At 70.6% G+C, this 18,260-nt stretch carries 26 protein-coding genes; 22 read left to right on the top strand and 4 right to left on the bottom strand.

Features of this window, described 5'->3' with window-relative positions:
- Positions 1 to 54: 54 nt before the first annotated feature.
- A complete protein-coding gene (locus ABZY89_RS04195; RefSeq protein ID WP_040755057.1) occupies positions 55 to 345 on the top strand; it encodes a DUF4193 domain-containing protein in 291 nt (96 codons plus the stop codon).
- A 162-nt stretch (positions 346 to 507) separates the two neighbouring features.
- Here the strand turns inward: ABZY89_RS04195 and ABZY89_RS04190 are convergent, their stop codons facing one another.
- Together ABZY89_RS04190 and ABZY89_RS04185 are read right to left on the bottom strand one after the other, a co-directional pair.
- On the bottom strand, positions 508 to 822 hold the full coding sequence (locus tag ABZY89_RS04190) for a DUF4235 domain-containing protein (RefSeq protein ID WP_355224881.1): 315 nt from the start codon (positions 820 to 822) through the stop codon (positions 508 to 510).
- A 35-nt stretch (positions 823 to 857) separates the two neighbouring features.
- The gene (locus ABZY89_RS04185; RefSeq protein WP_091041378.1) at positions 858 to 1,316 is read right to left on the bottom strand and encodes a DUF3093 domain-containing protein; all 459 of its coding nucleotides are present in this window, start codon (positions 1,314 to 1,316) and stop codon (positions 858 to 860) included.
- A gap of 73 nt (positions 1,317 to 1,389) precedes the next feature.
- On the opposite strand from ABZY89_RS04185, the gene dut reads away from it, so the two are divergent.
- The 6 genes from dut to ABZY89_RS04155 all read left to right on the top strand — a co-directional run bounded on the left by dut (position 1,390) and on the right by ABZY89_RS04155 (position 5,757).
- Entirely contained in the window at positions 1,390 to 1,842 is a 453-nt protein-coding gene (dut, locus tag ABZY89_RS04180) for a dUTP diphosphatase (protein ID WP_355224879.1), read from the top strand.
- Positions 1,843 to 1,894: 52 nt separating this feature from the next.
- A complete protein-coding gene (locus ABZY89_RS04175; protein ID WP_355224878.1) occupies positions 1,895 to 2,557 on the top strand; it encodes a DUF3710 domain-containing protein in 663 nt (220 codons plus the stop codon).
- 7 nt (positions 2,558 to 2,564) lie between these two features.
- Positions 2,565 to 2,936, top strand: a complete 372-nt coding sequence (locus tag ABZY89_RS04170) for an OB-fold nucleic acid binding domain-containing protein (RefSeq protein ID WP_355224876.1) — start codon at positions 2,565 to 2,567, stop codon at positions 2,934 to 2,936.
- An 11-nt stretch (positions 2,937 to 2,947) separates the two neighbouring features.
- Entirely contained in the window at positions 2,948 to 3,697 is a 750-nt protein-coding gene (locus ABZY89_RS04165) for a DUF3159 domain-containing protein (protein ID WP_355224875.1), read from the top strand.
- Between the two features lie 17 nt (positions 3,698 to 3,714).
- Positions 3,715 to 4,242 (top strand): cell division protein FtsQ, encoded by a 528-nt coding sequence (locus ABZY89_RS04160; protein WP_355224874.1) that lies wholly within the window; start codon positions 3,715 to 3,717, stop codon positions 4,240 to 4,242.
- A gap of 78 nt (positions 4,243 to 4,320) precedes the next feature.
- The gene (locus tag ABZY89_RS04155) at positions 4,321 to 5,757 is read left to right on the top strand and encodes a PepSY domain-containing protein (protein ID WP_355224872.1); all 1,437 of its coding nucleotides are present in this window, start codon (positions 4,321 to 4,323) and stop codon (positions 5,755 to 5,757) included.
- Position 5,758: 1 nt separating this feature from the next.
- On the opposite strand, the gene ABZY89_RS04150 is transcribed toward ABZY89_RS04155, so the two are convergent.
- The gene (locus ABZY89_RS04150; RefSeq protein WP_355019538.1) at positions 5,759 to 6,172 is read right to left on the bottom strand and encodes a transcriptional repressor; all 414 of its coding nucleotides are present in this window, start codon (positions 6,170 to 6,172) and stop codon (positions 5,759 to 5,761) included.
- A 128-nt stretch (positions 6,173 to 6,300) separates the two neighbouring features.
- On the opposite strand from ABZY89_RS04150, the gene rpmB reads away from it, so the two are divergent.
- From rpmB to ABZY89_RS04125, 5 genes are all read left to right on the top strand, one after another.
- Positions 6,301 to 6,537, top strand: a complete 237-nt coding sequence (rpmB, locus tag ABZY89_RS04145; RefSeq protein WP_355224871.1) for a 50S ribosomal protein L28 — start codon at positions 6,301 to 6,303, stop codon at positions 6,535 to 6,537.
- Entirely contained in the window at positions 6,537 to 6,842 is a 306-nt protein-coding gene (gene rpsN / locus ABZY89_RS04140) for a 30S ribosomal protein S14 (protein ID WP_355224869.1), read from the top strand. The genes rpmB and rpsN overlap by 1 nt, the downstream gene beginning before the upstream one ends.
- Positions 6,843 to 6,916: 74 nt before the next feature.
- Positions 6,917 to 7,903 carry a permease gene (locus tag ABZY89_RS04135; RefSeq protein WP_355224867.1) on the top strand — a complete coding sequence of 329 codons (987 nt, stop codon included), beginning with the start codon at positions 6,917 to 6,919 and terminating at the stop codon, positions 7,901 to 7,903.
- Complete coding sequence (locus ABZY89_RS04130; RefSeq protein WP_355224865.1) at positions 7,900 to 8,613, top strand: TIGR03943 family protein; 714 nt, start codon at positions 7,900 to 7,902, stop codon at positions 8,611 to 8,613. The genes ABZY89_RS04135 and ABZY89_RS04130 overlap by 4 nt, the downstream gene beginning before the upstream one ends.
- A gap of 6 nt (positions 8,614 to 8,619) precedes the next feature.
- A complete protein-coding gene (locus ABZY89_RS04125) occupies positions 8,620 to 9,141 on the top strand; it encodes a hypothetical protein (protein WP_355224863.1) in 522 nt (173 codons plus the stop codon).
- A 15-nt stretch (positions 9,142 to 9,156) separates the two neighbouring features.
- Here the strand turns inward: ABZY89_RS04125 and ABZY89_RS04120 are convergent, their stop codons facing one another.
- Entirely contained in the window at positions 9,157 to 10,710 is a 1,554-nt protein-coding gene (locus ABZY89_RS04120) for a bifunctional NAD(P)/FAD-dependent oxidoreductase/class I SAM-dependent methyltransferase (protein ID WP_355224862.1), read from the bottom strand.
- Positions 10,711 to 10,782: 72 nt separating this feature from the next.
- Between ABZY89_RS04120 and ABZY89_RS04115 the strand changes: the two genes are divergently transcribed.
- The 10 genes from ABZY89_RS04115 to ABZY89_RS04070 all read left to right on the top strand — a co-directional run bounded on the left by ABZY89_RS04115 (position 10,783) and on the right by ABZY89_RS04070 (position 18,249).
- Positions 10,783 to 11,340, top strand: a complete 558-nt coding sequence (locus ABZY89_RS04115; protein ID WP_355224860.1) for an XRE family transcriptional regulator — start codon at positions 10,783 to 10,785, stop codon at positions 11,338 to 11,340.
- A gap of 79 nt (positions 11,341 to 11,419) precedes the next feature.
- On the top strand, positions 11,420 to 11,683 hold the full coding sequence (locus ABZY89_RS04110) for a type B 50S ribosomal protein L31 (protein WP_355224859.1): 264 nt from the start codon (positions 11,420 to 11,422) through the stop codon (positions 11,681 to 11,683).
- Complete coding sequence (locus tag ABZY89_RS04105; RefSeq protein WP_355224857.1) at positions 11,680 to 12,798, top strand: GTP-binding protein; 1,119 nt, start codon at positions 11,680 to 11,682, stop codon at positions 12,796 to 12,798. The genes ABZY89_RS04110 and ABZY89_RS04105 overlap by 4 nt, the downstream gene beginning before the upstream one ends.
- 30 nt (positions 12,799 to 12,828) lie before the next feature.
- On the top strand, positions 12,829 to 13,005 hold the full coding sequence (gene rpmF / locus ABZY89_RS04100; RefSeq protein ID WP_355224856.1) for a 50S ribosomal protein L32: 177 nt from the start codon (positions 12,829 to 12,831) through the stop codon (positions 13,003 to 13,005).
- A 28-nt stretch (positions 13,006 to 13,033) separates the two neighbouring features.
- Positions 13,034 to 13,270: a 30S ribosomal protein S18 gene (gene rpsR / locus ABZY89_RS04095; RefSeq protein ID WP_355224855.1), complete on the top strand. Its 237-nt coding sequence runs from the start codon at positions 13,034 to 13,036 to the stop codon at positions 13,268 to 13,270.
- A 6-nt stretch (positions 13,271 to 13,276) separates the two neighbouring features.
- The gene (gene ykgO / locus ABZY89_RS04090) at positions 13,277 to 13,399 is read left to right on the top strand and encodes a type B 50S ribosomal protein L36 (RefSeq protein ID WP_141780388.1); all 123 of its coding nucleotides are present in this window, start codon (positions 13,277 to 13,279) and stop codon (positions 13,397 to 13,399) included.
- Between the two features lie 140 nt (positions 13,400 to 13,539).
- On the top strand, positions 13,540 to 15,081 hold the full coding sequence (locus ABZY89_RS04085; protein ID WP_355224853.1) for an ABC transporter substrate-binding protein: 1,542 nt from the start codon (positions 13,540 to 13,542) through the stop codon (positions 15,079 to 15,081).
- Positions 15,078 to 16,037 (top strand): ABC transporter permease, encoded by a 960-nt coding sequence (locus ABZY89_RS04080; protein WP_355224852.1) that lies wholly within the window; start codon positions 15,078 to 15,080, stop codon positions 16,035 to 16,037. Before ABZY89_RS04085 ends, ABZY89_RS04080 begins: the two co-directional genes overlap by 4 nt.
- Positions 16,034 to 16,861: an ABC transporter permease gene (locus tag ABZY89_RS04075; RefSeq protein WP_355224850.1), complete on the top strand. Its 828-nt coding sequence runs from the start codon at positions 16,034 to 16,036 to the stop codon at positions 16,859 to 16,861. Before ABZY89_RS04080 ends, ABZY89_RS04075 begins: the two co-directional genes overlap by 4 nt.
- Positions 16,858 to 18,249 (top strand): ATP-binding cassette domain-containing protein, encoded by a 1,392-nt coding sequence (locus tag ABZY89_RS04070; protein ID WP_355224848.1) that lies wholly within the window; start codon positions 16,858 to 16,860, stop codon positions 18,247 to 18,249. Before ABZY89_RS04075 ends, ABZY89_RS04070 begins: the two co-directional genes overlap by 4 nt.
- Positions 18,250 to 18,260: the final 11 nt, after the last annotated feature.

The following is an 18,260-nucleotide window of genomic DNA, read 5'->3' as shown; positions in this document are numbered from 1 at the left end:
GCCCTCGGGGGCGCGCGGGGGGACTGAAGATGAGTAAGAAGGGGAGTGGCGCATATGGCGACGGACTACGACGCACCGCGTAAAAATGAAGAGGACCAGTCCGAGGAGAGCATCGAAGAGCTCAAGGCTCGTCGTCACGACAAGAACTCGGGCAAGGTTGACGAGGACGAGGCCGAGGCGGCCGAGTCGTTCGAGCTCCCGGGAGCCGACCTCAGCCACGAGGAGCTGGCGGTCGAGGTCAAGCCGAAGCAGGAGGACGAGTTCACCTGTATGAGCTGCTTCCTGGTCCACCACCGCAGCCAGCTGGCTGACGAGAAGAAGATGATCTGCTTCGACTGCGCGTAAGCGCAGTTGAAAGCCGCCGAGTCGGCGGGTTTGTACAGCTTGCGCTGGCAAGCGCTCTGTACAAACGCGCCGACTCGGCGGAAAGCCCGACGCAAGCCGGGAAAAGAGGAGAAGGCCGCACGGATTCCGTACGGCCTTCTTTGCTATCTCAGATCTGCTGACTCAGCGCTCGTCCCGCTCCAGCTGCTTGGGCAGCCGACCGACCGACTTGACGTAGTAGTTGGCCGCACGCCGCTGGGCGAACATCCGCGCGAGCGCGACGGTGGCGCCGGTCGCAGCCGACCAGAGCACGGCCTCCACGAGGCGTACGTCGGGGTCGGCGGGGTTCGCCGGTGGCTTGCGTCCAGTGGACGCCTTCCAGCCGGTGGAGAGGACCTTGTTCGTGACCTTGGCGGCCCCGATTCCGCTGACGAGGGCCATGATCGCCCAGACCTTGTCAGCCTTGTCGGCTTTGTCAGCCTTGGTGGACTTGGACATACCTCGAGCCTAGGCCATGGCCGGGAGGTTGCCGCTCAGAGACTCGCTCGGAGTGCGTTGACCGTCTTCGCGAGCGCCACCGGGTGCCGGGTGAAGAGCAGCCAGTAGGGCGCCGGGTCGGCCGGGTCGTCGATCGTGACCCGCACCGCGCGCTTGAGGTAGGGACGAAGAAGCAGGTACGCCCTGGCATCGGCGTCGCGCCCCGCCAGGTGATGTGCCTCGGTCTCGTCGAGAGCGACCGCCTCGCCGAGGAAGCGCGCCTCGATCCGGGCGGGCCCGGCGCGCAGGACGCCGTCGGCGATCGTGATCCTGGCGTTGCCGAAGACGATCATGGCCAGCGCGAACAGGCCGCCGATCGCCGCGGTGATGCCCCAGGCGAGCGCGGCCGGAACCCACAGGATGACAGCGATCCACAGGGTCGCCAGGAACATGACGCCCTGGACCCACCACCGCAGCGGCACGGTCAGTCGCTCGTCGTACGCCGGGGTGCTCACGAATCGTGAGTTTTTCACGTCGGTCAAGGGAGTCACGAATCGGGTGAGCCGAAGAGCATCTAAGGTGCGGGTTGTGTCTGATCTCGAAGTAGCCCTGGTCCGTCTCGACGCCGAGCTGCCGCCACCTGTGTACGCCCACCCGGGCGACGCCGGAGCCGACCTGCGGACGACCGTGGACGTGAGCCTGAAGCCGGGGGAGCGCGCCCTGGTGCCGACCGGGATCGCGATGGCGCTGCCGGAGGGGTATGTCGGCCTGGTGCACCCGCGCTCCGGGCTGGCCGCCAAGCACGGCCTGTCCATCGTCAACGCCCCCGGCACAGTCGACGCGGGATACCGCGGCGAGGTGAAGGTGGCGCTGATCAACCTGGACCCTGTCGAGGCGATCGAGCTGCGCCGCGGCGACCGGATCGCCCAGCTGGTGATCCAGCGCGTCGAGCAGGCTCGGTTCGTCGAGGTCTCCGAATTGCCCGACTCCGTTCGTGGAGATGGGGGATACGGTTCTACAGGGGGCTTCTCCAACCGCTGAGGGATCAGTGTTAGATAAGTCTCCTCAGAGAATCACCGCAACCTGAAAGCAGATGGTCGTGAAGTTCCGTCGCAAGTCCACGCCCTCCCACCGGGGAGAGCCATCTGCACCGGTCGAGGACGGGCCGATGGCCCCCGAGCGGCCGGTGCCGGCGGCTCCCGAGGTCGGGCCGTTCGACATCGACTCCGTCCCCGACGGTCTGATCACCGGCGACTGGGTCGACCTCGGGTCGATGATGCTCGCCCCCGCGCCGGGCAAGGAGCTCCGCCTGCAGGTGGACGAGAAGTCCGGGCAGATCGCGGCCGTGATGCTGACCGCCGAGGACGGCGCCATGGAGTTGCGCGCCTTCGCGGCGCCCCGCAACGGCGACCTGTGGACCGAGTCGCTGCCGATGCTGCGCGAGGACGTCCAGCAGCGCGGCGGTGCGACCGCCGACCTGGAGGGCCCGTGGGGCACCGAGCTGATCACCCAGATGAAGGTCAAGCTGCCTGACGGCCAGCCGGCCGTCCAGCAGACCCGCATCATCGGCGTCAACGGCCCGCGCTGGATGCTGCGCGCCACCATGATGGGCCGTCCCGCGATGGAGCCGACCGCCGGCAAGGAGTGGGAGAAGCTCCTCGAGCGGGTGGTCGTGCGCCGCGGTGAGGGTGCCAAGCCCAAGGGCGAGGCGCTCGAGGTGAAGCTGCCGCCCAACGCGCGTCGCGTGGAGAAGTGAGCCGGTAGTGTCCAAGGGCCGGCTGCGCGCGAAGCTCAGCGAGTGGGCGAACACCGCCTCGATCGACGCGAGCGAGATCCGGGCGGCCTACGTCGCCAAGGATGTCGCCTCGATCGCCGACGCGCCCGACCGTGAGCCGGTGCGACTGCGGGGGACGTTGCGTACGATCACACTGCGGCCCCGTGGCGGTGTCCCCGCCCTGGAGGCCGAGCTGTTCGACGGCTCCGGCACCCTGACGCTGATCTGGCTGGGACGCCGGCGCATCGCCGGGATCAGCCCGGGCCGGTCCCTGCAGGTACAGGGCCGCATCGGCCGTACCGATGGCCAGCGCATCATGTTCAACCCCCGCTACGAGCTGATACCGGACCCCAACGAGTGAGCCAACCACACGTGAGCCCCGCCTCCGAGACCCCTGCCGACGGCCAGGGCGACGAGCACGACCACAACCATCCGACGGTCGACACCGTCGAGGCGGTCGTACGCCGCCAGATGTCCGCCGGGCTGGGCGGTGTGCGCGGGATGCTCGAGGCCGGCGTACCCGGGCTGGTCTTCACCATCGCCTGGCTGGTGGTCAAGGACCTCAAGGTCGCGCTGATCGCCTCGGCCGCGACCGCGGCGGCCTTCCTGCTGGTCCGGCTCGTGCAGCGCTCGAGTCTGCAGTACGTCGGCAACGCCATCTTCGGCATCCTCATCGGCTTCGCGGTGGTGCGACTGGCCCAGTCCATGGGCGGCACAGCCGAGGAGCAGGCGCTGGCCTACTTCCTGCCCGGCATCCTGATCAGCCTCGGCTACACCGTCGTGGTCGGCGGCCTGTGCCTGATCGGCTGGCCGATCTTCGGCTTCTTCATCGGCGTCGCCAGCGGCGATCCGCTCGAGTGGCACCAGGACAAGCAGATCGTGAAGCTGTGCTCGCGGCTGACCTGGCTCTTCCTGGCTCCCGGAGCGATCGGCGCGGCCATCCAGGGCCCGATCTGGTTCCTGGCCTGGAGTGGGACCATCGACCGCGACTGGGCGATCCTCGCCCTCGGCATCCTCCGCACCGGCCTCGGCTGGGTGCTCCGGATCGCCTGCTACGGCACCATGATCTGGCTCCTCGCCCGCAACCACACGCCGGTCCAGGGCCGCCCCCAGGACGCCTGAGCCGGATGGAGCTCCGGGTGGTGAGGCCGACACGCGGAAGCGTGTGGCTCTCCCTGCTCGCCACGCTCGAGATCATGACCGGTGCGGCCCTGGCCCACCTGGCCGCGGGCGGCGCGCTGCCGAGTGCCGGCTGGCTGGCCGCGGCGGCCCTGGCCGTCTTCGGTGCCGGCGTCGTGGTGCTGCAGCGCCGGGTCGGACTCCTCACCGGTGCTGTCCTGGCCGGCCTGTCCCAACTCGGGCTCCACGAGGTCTTCGCTGCGTTCTCCGCGGCCCCCGGCGCCGAGCACCATCACGCAGTCGGCACCTCGCTCGGCTCCGCCGACGGCGCCGCGATGCTCCTGGCCCACGCCTGCGCCGCCGTCCTCTCCGTCGTCGTCTGGGTGCTGCACCGCAGGGCCCTCGCCGTGGCCGTACGCAGCGTCCCGATGCCGCGGGTCGCGGTCGCCGGCCGCCTGCTCGCCGAGTCGACACAGTTCGTCCCGCGACCGGCCCTGTGGGCCGATGTCTCTCCGCGAAGGGGACCGCCGAGGCCGGCAGGCCTCTGAGATCCCTCTGCGAGCACCACCGGGCGAGTCCCGGTGGCTGTCTTGCGTACCCGAAAATTCGAGAGAGAGAAACCTCCAATGTCCGTTCCGACCCATTTCCAGACCGCACCGCCGGCAGAGCCGCCTACGGAGGCGCCCGGCGCCGGGCCCGGCTGGTGGCCGATGATCCGCCCGCTCGTGCTGCGGCTGCATTTCTACGCCGGGGTGCTGGTCGCCCCGTTCATCCTGGTCGCCTCGGTGACCGGGCTGCTCTACACGGTCGCTCCGCAGGTCGAGCAGATCGCCTACCACGAGCTCACCCATGTCACCCCGGCCGGCGAGACGGTGCCGCTGGCCGAGCAGGTCGCCGCCGCCCGGGCCAGCCACCCCGACGGCGACATCCTCCGCGTCGACGTGCCGCCCGCCGCAGACCGAAGCACTCGGGTCGTCTTCACCGACGAGACCGTGCCCGACGACTACGCGATGTCGGTCTTCGTCAACCCCTACACCGCCGGCGTGGAGGGCCAGGTGCGCAGCTACGGCCAGTGGCTCGGCTTCCGTGCCTGGCTCGACGAGCTGCACCGCAACCTCCACCTGGGTGCCTTCGGGCGTCACTACAGCGAGCTCGCCGCGAGCTGGTTGTGGGTGGTCGCCCTCGGCGGGCTGATGCTGTGGATCGGCAAGGGACGCCGGGACCGGCGGGTGCGCCGGCTGGTCACGCCCGACCCGGCGGCCACCGGACGGTCCCGGGTGATGTCGTGGCACGCCGTCATAGGGGTGTGGGTCCTGCTGGGCGTACTGGCGCTGTCGGTCTCGGGGCTGACCTGGTCGCGCTTCGCCGGGGCGAACATCGGCGAGGTGCGTACCGCGCTGTCGTGGACCGAGCCCACACCGGCCACGTCCCTGCACACCGGCGGCGCCGCGGACGAGCACGCGCACCACGGCTCCTCGGGGCCGGCGGCAGGCGTCGAGGACCCCGATGCGGTCTTCTCCGACGGGGCCGGTGTCGACGGAGTCCTCGCCACCGCGCGGGAGGCCGGGTTGGGTGATCCGCTCTACCTGGTTCCGCCGGCCGACGGCGCCAGCGCGTGGACGGCGGCGGAGAACAAGCGTGACTGGCCGACCGGCTACGACGCGATCAGCGTGGACCCCGCCACGGGCAAGATGCTGGACCGGGTCGACTTCGCCGACTGGCCGGTGATGGCCAAGCTGACCGACTGGGTCATCGGCGCCCACATGGGCATCCTGTTCGGCGTCGTCAACCAGCTGGCGCTCGCAGCGCTGGCGATCGGCCTGATCGTGATGACCCTGCTCGGCTACCGGATGTGGTGGCTGCGGCGGCCGCGCGGCGCGAGTCGGCTGCGGTTCGGCCGGCCGGTGCCGCGCGGTGCCTGGCGCCGGCTGCCGGTGCCTGTGCTGGTGGGAGGCATCGCGGTGACCGCGCTCGTCGGCTGGTTCGTCCCGATGCTGGGGATCAGCTTGGTCGTGTTCCTGCTGGTCGACGCCGCGCTGGGGGCGGTGCGTCGGCGCAGCTGAGTCAGGAGGCGGCGCAGGTCGCGCAGAGGCCGAAGATCTCCACGGTGTGGTTGACGTCGGTGAAGCCGTTCTGCGCCGCCACCTTGTCTGCCCAGGTCTCCACGGCCGGACCCTCGATCTCCACGGCCTTGCCGCAGCTGCGGCAGACCAGGTGGTGGTGATGGGTCGTGGAGGCGTCGCCGCACAGCCGGTAGGTGGACTCACCGTCGGGCTTGTGGATCACGTCGGCGAGTCCGTCGTCGACGAAGATCTGCAGGTGGCGGTAGACCGTGGAGAGGCCGATCTTCTCGCCGTTGGCTCGCAGCGTGGCGTAGACGTCCTGGGCGCTGCGGAAGGTGTCCTCGGCGGCGAGAGCCTCCTTCACCGCGGCGCCCTGGTTGGTTGCGCGCCGCTTGACCTGCTGGGTTGGTGCCATGCGCGACATGTTAGTCGGTATCGGTATGGATCCCCTGCCCAGTGGCACCGTCAGCAGGGCGGTCGATGACACGACGTGGAACACCTATGTCATAATGGGAACGATTCCCAATAAGAAGAAAGGCTGCCATGTCACGCACGTGTCAGGTCACCGGAGCCCGTCCCGGCTTCGGCAACAACCGCCCCTGGTCCAAGAAGGCGACCCGGCGACGCTGGGAGGTGAATCTGCAGAAGAAGACCTACTACGTCCCCAGCCTGGGTCGGAAGGTCACGCTGCGGCTCAGCACCAACGCGATCAAGCGGATCGACGTACGCGGCATCGACGCTGTCGTCGCCGAGATGCTCGCCCGAGGGGAGAAGGCCTGATGGCCAAGAAGTCCAAGATCGCGGCCGAGGCCAAGCGCCGCGAGATCGTGGAGCGGTACGCAGCACGCCGGGCCGAGATCAAGGAGCGCATCCGCACCGCCGAGCCGGGCTCGGTCGAGCAGGCCGAGGCCGTCCGTTCCCTGTCCCGCCTGCCGCGCGACTCCTCACCCGTACGCCTGCGCAACCGCGACCAGGTCGACGGCCGACCGCGAGGCTACCTGCGCAAGGCTGGCGTGTCCCGGATCCGGTTCCGCGAGCTCGCGCACAAGGGCCATCTGCCGGGGATCACCAAGTCCAGCTGGTGAGTTCCTAACGAGAATCGTTCCGAGTCGGCGAGGCGCAACCCGGGCGTCATCGGGCTGTGCTAAACACACGCTCCATGAGTACGAAGACCCCCGTGCGGACGGCCGAGAAGTCTGGGTTCCGGCTGGGGCAGACAGAGATCGTGGCGATCGTCCTGCTCGTCATCCTGCTCTCCCAGCGCTGGCTGCTGCCGCTGTTGGACCACGACCTGTTCAACACCTGGGGCACCATCTTCGTCGCCATCGTGGTGCAGTCGGCTCCGTTCCTGCTCGGTGGCGTGCTGCTCAGCGCCGTCATCTCGACCTTCCTCTCGGAGAAGGCGCTGAGCAAGATCGTGCCCAAGAGCCCGGCGCTCGGTGTCCCGGTCGCCGGCCTGGCCGGGATCGGGCTGCCGGGCTGCGAGTGCGCCGCGGTGCCGGTGACCAACTCACTGATCCGCCGTGGGGTCGCGCCCGCGGTAGCGCTGACGTTCCTGCTGGCCGCGCCGGCGGTCAACCCGGCGGTGCTGGTCTCGACCGCGGTCGCTTTCCCCGGCCAGCCGGTGATGGTGCTGGCGCGCTTCCTGGCGTCGCTGATCACGGCGGTGGCTGTCGGCTGGATCATGCTCGCCCGCGGCAAGCTGCTGCTCGAGCGGCTGACCAACCTGGGCCGCGACGAGCACGCCCACGGTCGATCGTTCCTGGGCAACGTCAGCCACGACTTCCTGCACGCCTCCGGCTTCCTGGTGCTGGGCGCCATGTTGGCCGCGGCGGTCAACACCTTCGTACCCCGCTCGGTGGTCAACACGGTCGCCGGTCAGGCGGTGCTGGGGATCGCCACGCTGGCGCTGTTCGCGTTCATCGTGGCGCTCTGTTCGGAGTCCGACGCCTTCGTCGCGGCCTCGTTCACCGCCTTCTCCGACACCGCGAAGCTGGTCTTCCTCGTCGTCGGCCCGGCGATGGACATCAAGCTCGCCTCGATGGAGGCAGGCCAGTTCGGCATGGGCTTCGCGCTTCGCTTCGTGCCCTTGGTGATCATCACGGCGGTCGCCTCCGCCGTCGGCATCGGATGGTGGCTGCTGTGACTCGTACTACCCAGGCTTTGGTCATCGGCTTTCTCGGCGCCGTCCTGCTGCGGCTCTCGCTCGGCGACGGCTACCTGAGGTACGTCACCGGCTGGATGAAGTGGCCGCTGGTCGCCACCGGCGTGGTGCTGCTCGGGCTGACCGTGTGGATGCTGCTGCGCCCCGCGCCGGGCGGGCACGACGGCGAGGACGGCGACGACCACGACGCCCATGACCACAAGGTCCCGGCGATGACCTGGCTGGCGATCGTGCCCGGGGTGATCGTCTTCGTCGCCAGCCCGCCGTCCCTGGGCGCCTACCTCGCCGAGCGGCGTGCCGACGACCCGGTCGCGGCGGCCCCCGATGCCGAAATCCTGCCGCTGCCCGCCTCCGATGGGCCGGTCGACGTCGAGGTCGCCGAGTTCATGTGGCGTGCCGGCGTCGAGGACGGCGCGACGATCAAGGACCGCGACATACGCCTCACCGGCTTCGTCAGCACCGACGAGAACGGCAACTGGTACGTCACCCGCATCGCCATCGCCTGCTGTGCCGCCGACGCGAGCGCCTCGCGGGTGCGGGTGGAGGACTACGACGAGGCCCCGGAGCGCGACTCGTGGGTCGCGGTCACCGGTCGCTGGGTCGAGGGCACCGCGCCGGGCGGCAAGTCGGAGACGGCCATCGAGGCCGCCTCCGTCGAGCCGCGCGAGGCGCCGGCCAACACCTACCAGTGAGCATCGATGGGTGACCCGAGGCGCTCCGGCAACCCCGCTCGCCGGGCAGAGGCGCGGCGTGAGCCGACCTGGCGCGACCGCCTCCCGCCGCGTGCGCTCATCGTCGGTGTGCTCATCGCGGTCGCGATCGGTGTCGTGGTGCTCACCCGCGACCTCGGCGGTGGAGACGCTCCGGCAATCTCCGCCCCCTCGGATGCGACCTCGTCGGCCGCTCCGGTCGCCGCGGGGCCGGTCGCCTCCCTGGAGGAGTTCTGCGGCGCCGTACAGACGATGGCGAACGCCCACGCGACCCAGATGTCCACCCCGAACGACGAGAACGAGACCGCGCTCGGTCTGGCGGCGACGAGCCTGCAGTCGATGGGTGTTCCAGAAGGTACGCCGGCGGCCGCTGTCGAGGGCGTGCGGATGATGATCGAGGACGCCCTGCGCACCGGCCGCGGTGAAGACCCGCTGGAGCGCAGCGAGGCCCAGAACCTCGCCTATGAGCGCCTCGGCGAGTTCCTCACCGAGACCTGCGGCGCCGCCTGACGCCCCGCCTGGCGATCACCGGCGACGGAGCAGGACCACGGCGTCCTCGAGGGTGGACTCCTCGCCGGACGGGGTGGTCACGGGACGGTGCCGGTGCTCGAGGACGACCGTCTCCCAGCTCTCCTCGGGCAGGCCGAGCTCGGCCAGCTCCTCCTTGGCGTCGAGGAAGCGGTGCTCGTGCGCGGCGGCGTCAGCCCACGGCGGTGCAGCCGCGTGGGAGGTGACCAGAAGGTGTCCGCCCGGGCTCACCAGCTCGGCCGCCCGGCGCAGGATGTCGGTGCGCGGCAGCTCGACGGGGGAGTGGAAGAAGCTGGCGGTGACCAGGTCGTAGCTCCCGTCGAGGTCGGCCGGCGAGGAGAGGTCGGAGACCATGAACCTCGCCTGGTCCTCGCTCAGCCCGGCAGCCCGCGCGGCTTCGCGGCCGCGCGTGACGGCGTTCTCGGAGATGTCGATGCCGGTGGCTCGCCAGCCCTGCTGCGCCAGCCAGATCACGTCGGCGCCCTCCCCTGAGCCCAGATCGAGCGCCGTCCCGGGCTCGAGGCCGGAGGCGATGTCGCCGAGCACCGTGTTGACCTTGCCGGACCAGATCCGGTCGCTGCCGGCGTACCTCTCCTGCCAGAAGTCCACTGCGGCGGGCCCGGCCTGGGCACGGTCGAAGTCGTCGGTGACCAGGGTCATGTTCACGACGCTGCCGGCCATGGTGCCGGCGCTCATGCTGATCGGGACGTTGGCCATCGGGTTGGAGACGTTGCCCACCGCCCAGATCCGGTCGCTGCTGGTCTTGCCGGTCGCGTCGACGGCGAGGAAGCTGCCGACCGGCGAGTCCGCGCGGTCGAGGCCGAGGTGGGTCAGGAAGTCGTCGTGCGGGCGCAGCGTGCCGGCTGTGAAGATGGCGCCGACCTCGGTGGTCAGCCCGTCCGCGGTGCGCACCGCGGTGACCTGGTCGCCGTCGCCGAGGACCTCGGTGACCGGCGACGTCACGAGGGTGATCCCGCGCGACAGCAGCCGCTGCTCCTCGGCCTCCTCGAGCGGGCCGAGACCCGCGGTGAAGACGAAGACGTCGTCGCTCCACTGCCGGATCAGCTGTGCCTGGTGCATCCCGAGCGGTGAGGTGGTCAGGACGCCGATCCGCCGGTCGCGCACCTCCCAGCCGTGGCAGTAGGGGCAGTGCAGGACGGTGGCGCCCCAACGCTCGGCCAGGCCGGGGATGTCGGGAAGCTCGTCGGTGACGCCGGTGGCGACGATCGCGATCCGGCCGGTGAGTCGCTCGCCGTCCTCGAGGAGGACGCTCACGCCGTGCTCGGTCTCGTCCAGGCGGGCGACGCGCCCGGGACGGATCCCGACGTCGTACGTCGCCAGCTCCTCGCGTCCCTTGCGCAGCAGGTCGATGGGGTCGATGCCCTCGTGGCCGAGTACGCCGTGCATGTGGGCCGCGAAGCGGTTGCGGGGGAGGCCGGAGTCGATCACGACGGTCCGGCGGCGGGAGCGGCCGAGCATGAGGGCAGCGGAGAGTCCGGCGGCACCGCCGCCGATGACGACTGCGTCGAAGTGTTCGGTGTGTTGGGTCATGCCTCCAGTTCAGTGGCACAATGAAGGAACGGCAAGGGTTCTTGCAGAAATGGCAAATGGGAGATGGAGCACATGATCGACGAGCTCAAGCAGGTCGGCCCGCGGATCCGGGCGATCCGGCACAGCAAGGGATGGACCCTGGATCAGCTGGCCGCGATGGCGGAGATGTCGCCGAGCACGCTGTCCCGGCTCGAGTCGGGCAAGCGGCAGGCGAGCCTGGAGCTGCTGATCCCGCTGACCCGCCACCTCGGTGTGGGTCTCGACAGCCTGGTGACGCCGTCGGTCCCGGATCCGCGGGTGCGCCGGCCGGTGATCCGCCGTGACGGCATGGAGATCGCGCCACTGACTCCCGAGGGCTCGCCGGTCAACACCTTCAAGATCACCTACGAGCCGGTGACCGAGGTGCCGGAGCCGCGGGTCCATGACGGCTACGAGTGGCTCTACGTCATCTCCGGCAAGCTGCGGCTGCTGCTGGGCGACCGCGACCTGGTGCTGACCCGCGGCGAGGCCGCCGAGTTCGACACCCGGGTGCCGCACGCGATCTTCGCGACCGGGTCTCGCCCGGCGCAGGTGCTGAGCATCTTCAACAGCGACGGCGTACGCATGCACACCCACACCGCCGAGGGGTGAGCCTCGCCTCGATATGAGCGGGGCGTGATCCTGTGTGTAGAATGAGAACCGTTATCATTAATTACAGCGGGAGGTCCCCATGAAGCAAGGCATCCACCCCGTCTCCGGGCCGGTCGTCTTCCGCGACCGCTCGGCGGACAAACTCTTCCTGATGCGGTCGACGATCCTCGAGCGTCTCGCCGAGGACCACGAGCGGGTCACCTGGGAGAACGGCGAGACCTACCCGGTCGTCGACGTCGACGTCTCCAGCGCCAGCCACCCGTTCTGGACCGGACGCGGCCGCGTCGTCGACACCGAGGGACGGGTCGAGCGGTTCAAGCGCCGCTACGGGCGTGGCCGATGAGTACGCCTCGTCCGCGGTCCCCACGCAACCTCTCGGTCCCGAAGGTGCCGGTGATCCTGGTGAGCGGGGTCGCGGAGAGCGCGATGCTCTCGGCGACCATCTCGCTCCAGTTCGGCCTCCCCGACGCGGTCATGGTGCGCCACATCATCGATCCCGAGCGCCAGCTCCTCACCCGCGTCGTCAGTGACCTGACCGGCGTGATCGAGCACGAGGAGATCAACCTCGCCCACGCCTGCGTGGCCTGCGCGATCCGCGAGGACATCGTGCCGACGCTCGAGCGCCTGGCGGCCCAGGGCCGTTGGGGGAGCATCGTCGCCTGCCTGCCGGTCGCCGCCGAGGCGATCCAGGTCTGCCGGGTGCTCGCGTGGGCGCCGCGGATGGCTCCGCACATCTCGATCGCTGCCGTCGTCGCGGCGCTCGAGGGTGCGACCGTCGCCGAGGACCTGCTCGGTCCCGACCTCCTCGACGAGCGTGGGCTGGCCACCTCCGAGGACGACCGTCGCGGCGTCGCCGAGGTCGCCAGTGCGATCGTCGAGTACGCCGACGTCGTCAGCATCACCGAGACTCCCGATCCCGAGGAGGAGTCGCTGGTCGCGACTCTCGCCCGGCCGGGTACGCCGGTGGTGACCGACCCCTCGCTCCTGGACGCCGTCGGCCTGGTCGCCGGCGTGCACCGGCACCACGCTGTCGAGGCGTGGGTCGCGGAGGTGCGCCGAAACGCGCTGCCGCCGTTGCCCGAGGGTGGCGCCTGGCGGCTCGACCTGCGTTCGGAGCGTCCGATCCACCCGGTCCGGTTCCAGGAGGAGCTGGAGCGTCTCGGCGGTGGCCCGCGCCGTTCACGAGGCTGCTTCTGGGTGCCGACCCGTCCCGACGACATCTGCGTCTGGGACGGGGCCGGTGGGCAGGCGAGCGTGGGCTCGACCCAGAAGTGGGGTCGCACCGAGCGGCTCACCCGGATCGTCGTGATCGGCATCGACGACGAGGCCGACGAGATCCCGCGGGCCTTCGAGCGCGCCCTGCTCACCGACCAGGAGATCGCCCAGCGCGGCCAGATCTGGGAGGAGTCCTGGGACGGGCTCGAGGACTGGCTCGGCCCCATCGGTCGCGCCGCCTGAATCGCATCCACCACCCCGAAGGAGGCCGCCATGGCCGTACCCAAGCGCAAGATGTCGCGCAGCAACACCCGCCACCGCCGGTCGAGCTGGAAGGCGACCCCGGTCGCGCTCGTGCCGGTGACCGTCGACGGCCAGAGCTATGACGTGCCTCGTCGCCTGGTCCGCGCGGTCCAGCGCGGCTACGTCGACCCCGTCAAGCTCCGCTGAGAGCCTCTGCTGAAAGGAAGCCGAACTGATGCCCAAACGACCGCCGTCTCCCGTCCGCAAGCGGCGCAAGCCGCAGCTGGCGCCGGACGTGACCTACGTCGACTACAAGGACGTGCAGCTGCTGCGTACGTTCATCTCCGACCGCGGCAAGATCCGCTCGCGCCGCGTCACCGGACTCACCCCGCAGCAGCAGCGCGCGGTGACCAAGGCGATCAAGAACGCCCGCGAGGTCGCGCTGCTGCCCTACACGAGCACTAACGGTTAGATTCCCATGAAGGTCGTCAACTCCATCCGGTCGCTGAAGAACCAGCCCGGTTCCCAGGTCGTACGCCGCCGCGGCCGGGTCTTCGTCATCAACAAGCGCAACCCGCGCCTCAAGGCACGCCAGGGCTGAGTCCAGTCCGCCCTGAACGTCGGCCCCGCGGCTCTGTGAGCTGCGGGGCCGACGTCTGTCTGCTGGACCTCCGACAACCAAGTTGCAGATGGGAATCATTCTCATTAGGGTTCGGGGTCACCTGACTGGAAGGCAGCAACATGCACATCCGCCCCCACCTGCGAGGCGTCGCGGTCCTCGCGGCCGTCGCTCTCGCGGCGACCGCGTGCGGCTCGCGATCCGAGAGCCCGAGCGACACGCTGCGCATCGCCGGACCGTTCGAGCTGCACAGCCTCGAGTCCTCCGCGGACGGCTACTTCTTCACCCGGCTCCAGGTCACCGAGACCCTGGTGACCGCCGACATCGACGGTGCGCTCGCACCTGGCCTGGCCACGTCGTGGGCGGCCGAGGACGACAACCGGACCTGGACCTTCGACCTGGTCGAGGACGCCGAGTTCCACGACGGCGAGCCGATGACCGCCGAGAACGTCGTCGCCGTTCTCGAGAAGGTCGAAGCCGAGGCCGCCAGCCCGCTGGCCGACGTCGGCGTCGAGGCGATCCGCGCGGACGGCGGCTCGGTGGTGATCGAGCTCGCCGACTCGTACGTCTCTCTGCCTGCGGTGCTCAGCCACTACAGCACCGCGATCCTGGCCCCCTCTGCCTACGACGAGGAGGGGAAGGTCGAGGACGTCATCGGCACCGGGCCCTACCGGATCGAGACGATCCAGATGCCCTCCCACATCGAGACCGTGCGTGTCGCCGACTGGCGTGGCGAGGAGCCCGACGTCGAGAAGGTCTCCTTCCAAGCCGTCGGCCGCGCCGAGAGCCGCGCGGTGATGGCCACCAGCGACCAGGCCGACGTGGTCTTCGGGCTCGAGCCGGCCGGTCGCGAGCGGGTCGAGAAGACCGACGGCGTGGACATGGCCTCGACCCTGCAGCCCCGCACGATCCACATGAAGATGAACGCCGGTGACCCGGCGCTGAAGGACGTACGCGTCCGGCAGGCGATCAGCCTCGCGCTCGACCGGGAGGCGATCGCCGAGGCGGTGCTGAGGGAGAAGGAGCTCGCCGCGACCCAGCTGATGCCGCCGACCCTGAAGGACTGGGACGCCGACCTCGAGCCGCTGACCTACGACACCGAGGGTGCCGAGGCGCTGCTGGCCGACGCGGGCTGGAAGGCCGGCGCGGACGGCACTCTCACGAAGAACGGCGATCCGCTGCGGCTCGAGCTGCTGACCTATCCTGACCGACCCGAGCTGCCGGCGCTGGCCACCGCCATCCAGGCCGAGCTCGCCAAGGTCGGCGTACAGGTGGACGTCGAGGTCTCCAACTCCAGCGAGATCCCGGCCAAGCACGCCGACGGGACCCTTCAGATGGCGCTCGTCGCCCAGTTCTTCGCGCTGGTCACCGACCCGCTGCCGACCGTCGCCGACACCTTCGGCGAGGGTGGGTCCGACTGGGGCGCCATGGGCTGGAGCGACCCCGCCGTCGCGGAGGCCGTGGCCGCGCTGACGACGGGAGCCGAAGGTGCCGAGGGCGCCGCGCACCGCGAGACGATCGTGCGGGCGGCTCAGGAGCAGCTGCCGCTGGTCCCGGTCGCGTGGTACCGGATGAACGCCGCGGTCAGCGACCGGGTCGACGGGTTCGTCCTGGACTCCCTCGAGACCACCTGGCGGATCACCGACGTCGAGCTGGCGTCGTGAGTACGCGGGTGGTCGGGGGCGTCCTCGTCCGGCGGGCGGCGCAAGCGCTCACCGTGGCGGTCGGCGTATCCGCGCTCTGCTTCGTGATCACCCAGCGGTTGCCGGGGGACATCGCCTACCGGATCGCGGCGGGGCGCTACGGCTACGACATGGTCGACGCGGCCGCGGCCGCCCAGGTGCGTGACGAGCTGGGACTGGACCAGCCGCTGTGGCAGCAGCTCGGCGCGTGGGTGGTCGACCTCCTCCAGCTCGACCTGGGCCGGTCGCTGGTCACCTCCCAGCCGGTGCTCGAGGAGGTCGGCTTCTACCTGGTCGGCACCCTCCAGCTGGCCGCGCTCGCCATCGTGATCGCGGTGGTGCTGGGAGCCGGGATCGGGGTCGTGGCCGCGCGCCGGCCGGGCGGGATCGCCGACCGGTTCGCATCGCTGTGGGTCGCCGGCGTACGTGCCGTGCCACCGTTCCTGCTGGGGCTGCTCCTGATGATCGTGCTCTCGGCGCAGCTGGGACTCTTCCCGGCGGTCGGGCACGGCGGCGGGAGCATCGTGCTGCCCGCGCTGACCCTGGGGCTCGGACTCTCCGGGCTCATCGCGCGGGTGACCAGGGACGCCGTCGTGGAGGTCCGCGGCTCGGCGTACGTGGAGTTCGCCCAGACCAAGGGGCTGGCCGAGAGGTGGGTGCTGGTCAGACACGTGGTGCGCAACGCCGCGGTCGTGCTGGTGCCGTACCTCGGGGTGCAGTTCGTCGTGCTGATCGAAGGAGTCGTCGTCGTGGAGAGCCTCTTCGCCTGGGACGGGCTGGGCCACTCGCTGGTCCACGCCGTCTTCTGGCGTGACATCCCGGTGCTGCAGGCGTCCGCGCTGGTGCTGGCGCTGCTGATCGTGCTGGTCAACACGCTGGTCGACCTGGCCGTCGCCTGGCTCGACCCGCGGCCGCGGGGACGGGCGGTGGCCGCATGAGCATGCTGATGCTGGAACAGACGCTCGGGTCCAGGCCGCAGCGGTCGTGGACCCGGGTCGCCGCTGTCGGTGGGCTGGTCCTGATCGCCGCGTTCGCGCTGGTCGGGCCGCTGGTGCTGCCCGACCCCGCGAGCCAGGACCTGGCTCGCTACCTGCAGCCGCCGTCACTGTCGGACCCGCTCGGGACCGACGACTACGGGCGTAGCGTCGCCTCCCGGGTAGCGCACGCCACCCGGGTCTCGCTGCTGCTCGCGCTGGTGTGCGTGGCGACCGCGCTGGTCCTCGGCTGCGTCGCCGGGGTCGCCTCGGCCTGGTTCGGTGGCTGGGTCGACGCGCTGCTGCGCTCGGTCTCGGAGGCCTTCGTGGCGGTACCGGCGCTGCTCGTGGTGCTGCTGGTCTCGGCGCTCGCCGCGCCCGGAAGCATGGTGGCGCTCTACGTAGGGCTCGCGCTGGTGCAGTGGGTGGAGTTCTTCCGGGTGGTGCGCGCACGTAGCGCCCTGGTGCTCGGCTCACCCGCCGTGGAGGCGGCCGGGCTGCTCCAGCTCGGCTGGACCCACGTCGTCCGCCGCCATCTGTGGCCGGCACTGCGTCCGCTGCTGGTGACGCTGGCCTCGCTCGGCATGGTCACCTCGATCCTGGCGATGTCGACGCTCGGCTTCGTCAAGGTCGGTCTCCAACCGCCACGCGCGGAGCTGGGCCTGATGATCACCGAGTCGTTCCCGTTCTACGACGCGGCGCCGTGGATGCCGCTGGCCCCGGTCGGGGTCCTGTTCCTGCTCACCGTCTGCCTGCTCGGGCTGCGATCCCCGGAGGAGGGGCGATGAACCTGAAAGCCACCGGAGTGGTCGTACGCACCGGATCGCTGGTCCTCGCCGACGTACCGGAGGTGCGGATCGAGGCCGGGCGTGCGCTCTCGATCGTCGGCGAGAGCGGCTCGGGCAAGTCGGTGCTCGCACACGCGCTCATGGGTACGCTGCCGCCCGAGCTGGCAGCCGAAGGGTCGCTGGCAATCGGGGACGAGTCCCTCGACCTCGCCGACCGGGGTGGTCGGCGGAAGCTGTGGGGCCGCGAGGTCGCCCTGCTTCCGCAGGAGCCCGCGCTCGCGCTCGACCCGACCATGCGGGTGCGCGCCCAGGTCGCCGAGGGCGCACCGGGCTGGTCGCCACGGAGCGTCTCCGCGGCCCGGGCCGCCGACCATCGGCTGAGCCAGGTCGGGCTGACCGACGCGGGCAGGGCCTACCCGCACACCCTCTCGGGCGGCATGGCCCAGCGGGTCGCGTACGCCGCGGCGACCATCGGCGGGGCCAGGCTGCTGATCCTCGACGAGCCGTCCAAGGGCCTCGACCGAGCGTCGGTCGACCAGCTCGCCGACCTGCTGCTCAGCCACCTCGACGAGGGTGGCCTGCTGCTGACCATCACCCACGACCTGCGCCTGGCCCGCCGGCTCGGCGGGGAGGTGATGGTGATGCGCGAGGCGGCCGTGGTCGAGTCCGGTCCGGCCGAGGAGGTGCTGACCACGCCCACCGGCGACTACACCCGACGCCTGCTGGCCGCCGATCCCTCACGCTGGGACCACCCCTGGATGCGTTCGCAGGCGCCCGCCGGGAGCGAGCTCCTGGTCGGCGCCTCGGGTCTCGCGAAGGCGTACGCCCACGGGCCGGTCTTCGAGGACCTCGACCTCGAGATCAGGGCCGGCGAGCGGGTCGCGATCACCGGGCCCAGCGGCGCGGGCAAGACGACGCTCGGCAACGCGCTGCTCGGGCTGACCCGGCTCGACGCGGGGTCGGTGACGTACGGAGAAGGGGTGGGCCGGGGACGGCTGCAGAAGCTGTACCAGGACCCGGCGCTCTCCTTCCCGCAGCAGGTGAGCCTGGAGAAGGCGCTCGGCGACGTGATGCGGCGCCATGGTGTGGGGGAGGCGGAGGTGCGGGCGTCGCTGGCGCGGCTCGGCCTGCCCTACGAGATCCTGCTCCGCCGACAGGGGCAGGTCTCCGGTGGTGAGCTGCAGCGGATCGCGGTCGTGCGGGCGATGCTGCCGCGTCCCGCCCTCGTCTTCGCCGACGAGGCCACCTCGCGGCTCGATCTGGTCACCCAGGAGCAGACCGTCGACGCGCTGATGAGCGAGATCGACGAGAGCGGGGCAGCGCTGCTGCTGGTCACCCACGACACCGACCTGTCGGCTGCGGTCGCCGACCGGGAGATCGCCCTCTGAGAACAGTCATA

Source organism: Nocardioides sp. NPDC006303, assembly GCF_040613175.1.
Classification (GTDB): Bacteria; Actinomycetota; Actinomycetes; order Propionibacteriales; family Nocardioidaceae; genus Nocardioides.
This window is presented reverse-complemented; position numbering and strand designations above follow the sequence as displayed.

Bases quoted from the DNA above. Each gene is read 5' to 3' on its own strand.
- ABZY89_RS04190 (WP_355224881.1), bottom strand. From the start codon at position 822: ATGTCCAAGTCCACCAAGGCTGACAAAGCCGACAAGGCTGACAAGGTC.
- ABZY89_RS04070 (WP_355224848.1), top strand. From the start codon at position 16,858: ATGAACCTGAAAGCCACCGGAGTGGTCGTACGCACCGGATCGCTGGTC.
- rpmF (WP_355224856.1), top strand. From the start codon at position 12,829: ATGGCCGTACCCAAGCGCAAGATGTCGCGCAGCAACACCCGCCACCGC.
- ABZY89_RS04195 (WP_040755057.1), top strand. From the start codon at position 55: ATGGCGACGGACTACGACGCACCGCGTAAAAATGAAGAGGACCAGTCC.
- ABZY89_RS04105 (WP_355224857.1), top strand. From the start codon at position 11,680: ATGAGTACGCCTCGTCCGCGGTCCCCACGCAACCTCTCGGTCCCGAAG.
- ABZY89_RS04135 (WP_355224867.1), top strand. From the start codon at position 6,917: ATGAGTACGAAGACCCCCGTGCGGACGGCCGAGAAGTCTGGGTTCCGG.
- ABZY89_RS04120 (WP_355224862.1), bottom strand. From the start codon at position 10,710: ATGACCCAACACACCGAACACTTCGACGCAGTCGTCATCGGCGGCGGT.
- ABZY89_RS04150 (WP_355019538.1), bottom strand. From the start codon at position 6,172: ATGGCACCAACCCAGCAGGTCAAGCGGCGCGCAACCAACCAGGGCGCC.
- ABZY89_RS04115 (WP_355224860.1), top strand. From the start codon at position 10,783: ATGATCGACGAGCTCAAGCAGGTCGGCCCGCGGATCCGGGCGATCCGG.
- ABZY89_RS04155 (WP_355224872.1), top strand. From the start codon at position 4,321: ATGTCCGTTCCGACCCATTTCCAGACCGCACCGCCGGCAGAGCCGCCT.
- ABZY89_RS04085 (WP_355224853.1), top strand. From the start codon at position 13,540: ATGCACATCCGCCCCCACCTGCGAGGCGTCGCGGTCCTCGCGGCCGTC.
- rpmB (WP_355224871.1), top strand. From the start codon at position 6,301: ATGTCACGCACGTGTCAGGTCACCGGAGCCCGTCCCGGCTTCGGCAAC.
- ABZY89_RS04110 (WP_355224859.1), top strand. From the start codon at position 11,420: ATGAAGCAAGGCATCCACCCCGTCTCCGGGCCGGTCGTCTTCCGCGAC.
- ykgO (WP_141780388.1), top strand. From the start codon at position 13,277: ATGAAGGTCGTCAACTCCATCCGGTCGCTGAAGAACCAGCCCGGTTCC.
- rpsN (WP_355224869.1), top strand. From the start codon at position 6,537: ATGGCCAAGAAGTCCAAGATCGCGGCCGAGGCCAAGCGCCGCGAGATC.
- ABZY89_RS04075 (WP_355224850.1), top strand. From the start codon at position 16,034: ATGAGCATGCTGATGCTGGAACAGACGCTCGGGTCCAGGCCGCAGCGG.
- rpsR (WP_355224855.1), top strand. From the start codon at position 13,034: ATGCCCAAACGACCGCCGTCTCCCGTCCGCAAGCGGCGCAAGCCGCAG.
- ABZY89_RS04175 (WP_355224878.1), top strand. From the start codon at position 1,895: ATGGTCGTGAAGTTCCGTCGCAAGTCCACGCCCTCCCACCGGGGAGAG.
- ABZY89_RS04125 (WP_355224863.1), top strand. From the start codon at position 8,620: ATGGGTGACCCGAGGCGCTCCGGCAACCCCGCTCGCCGGGCAGAGGCG.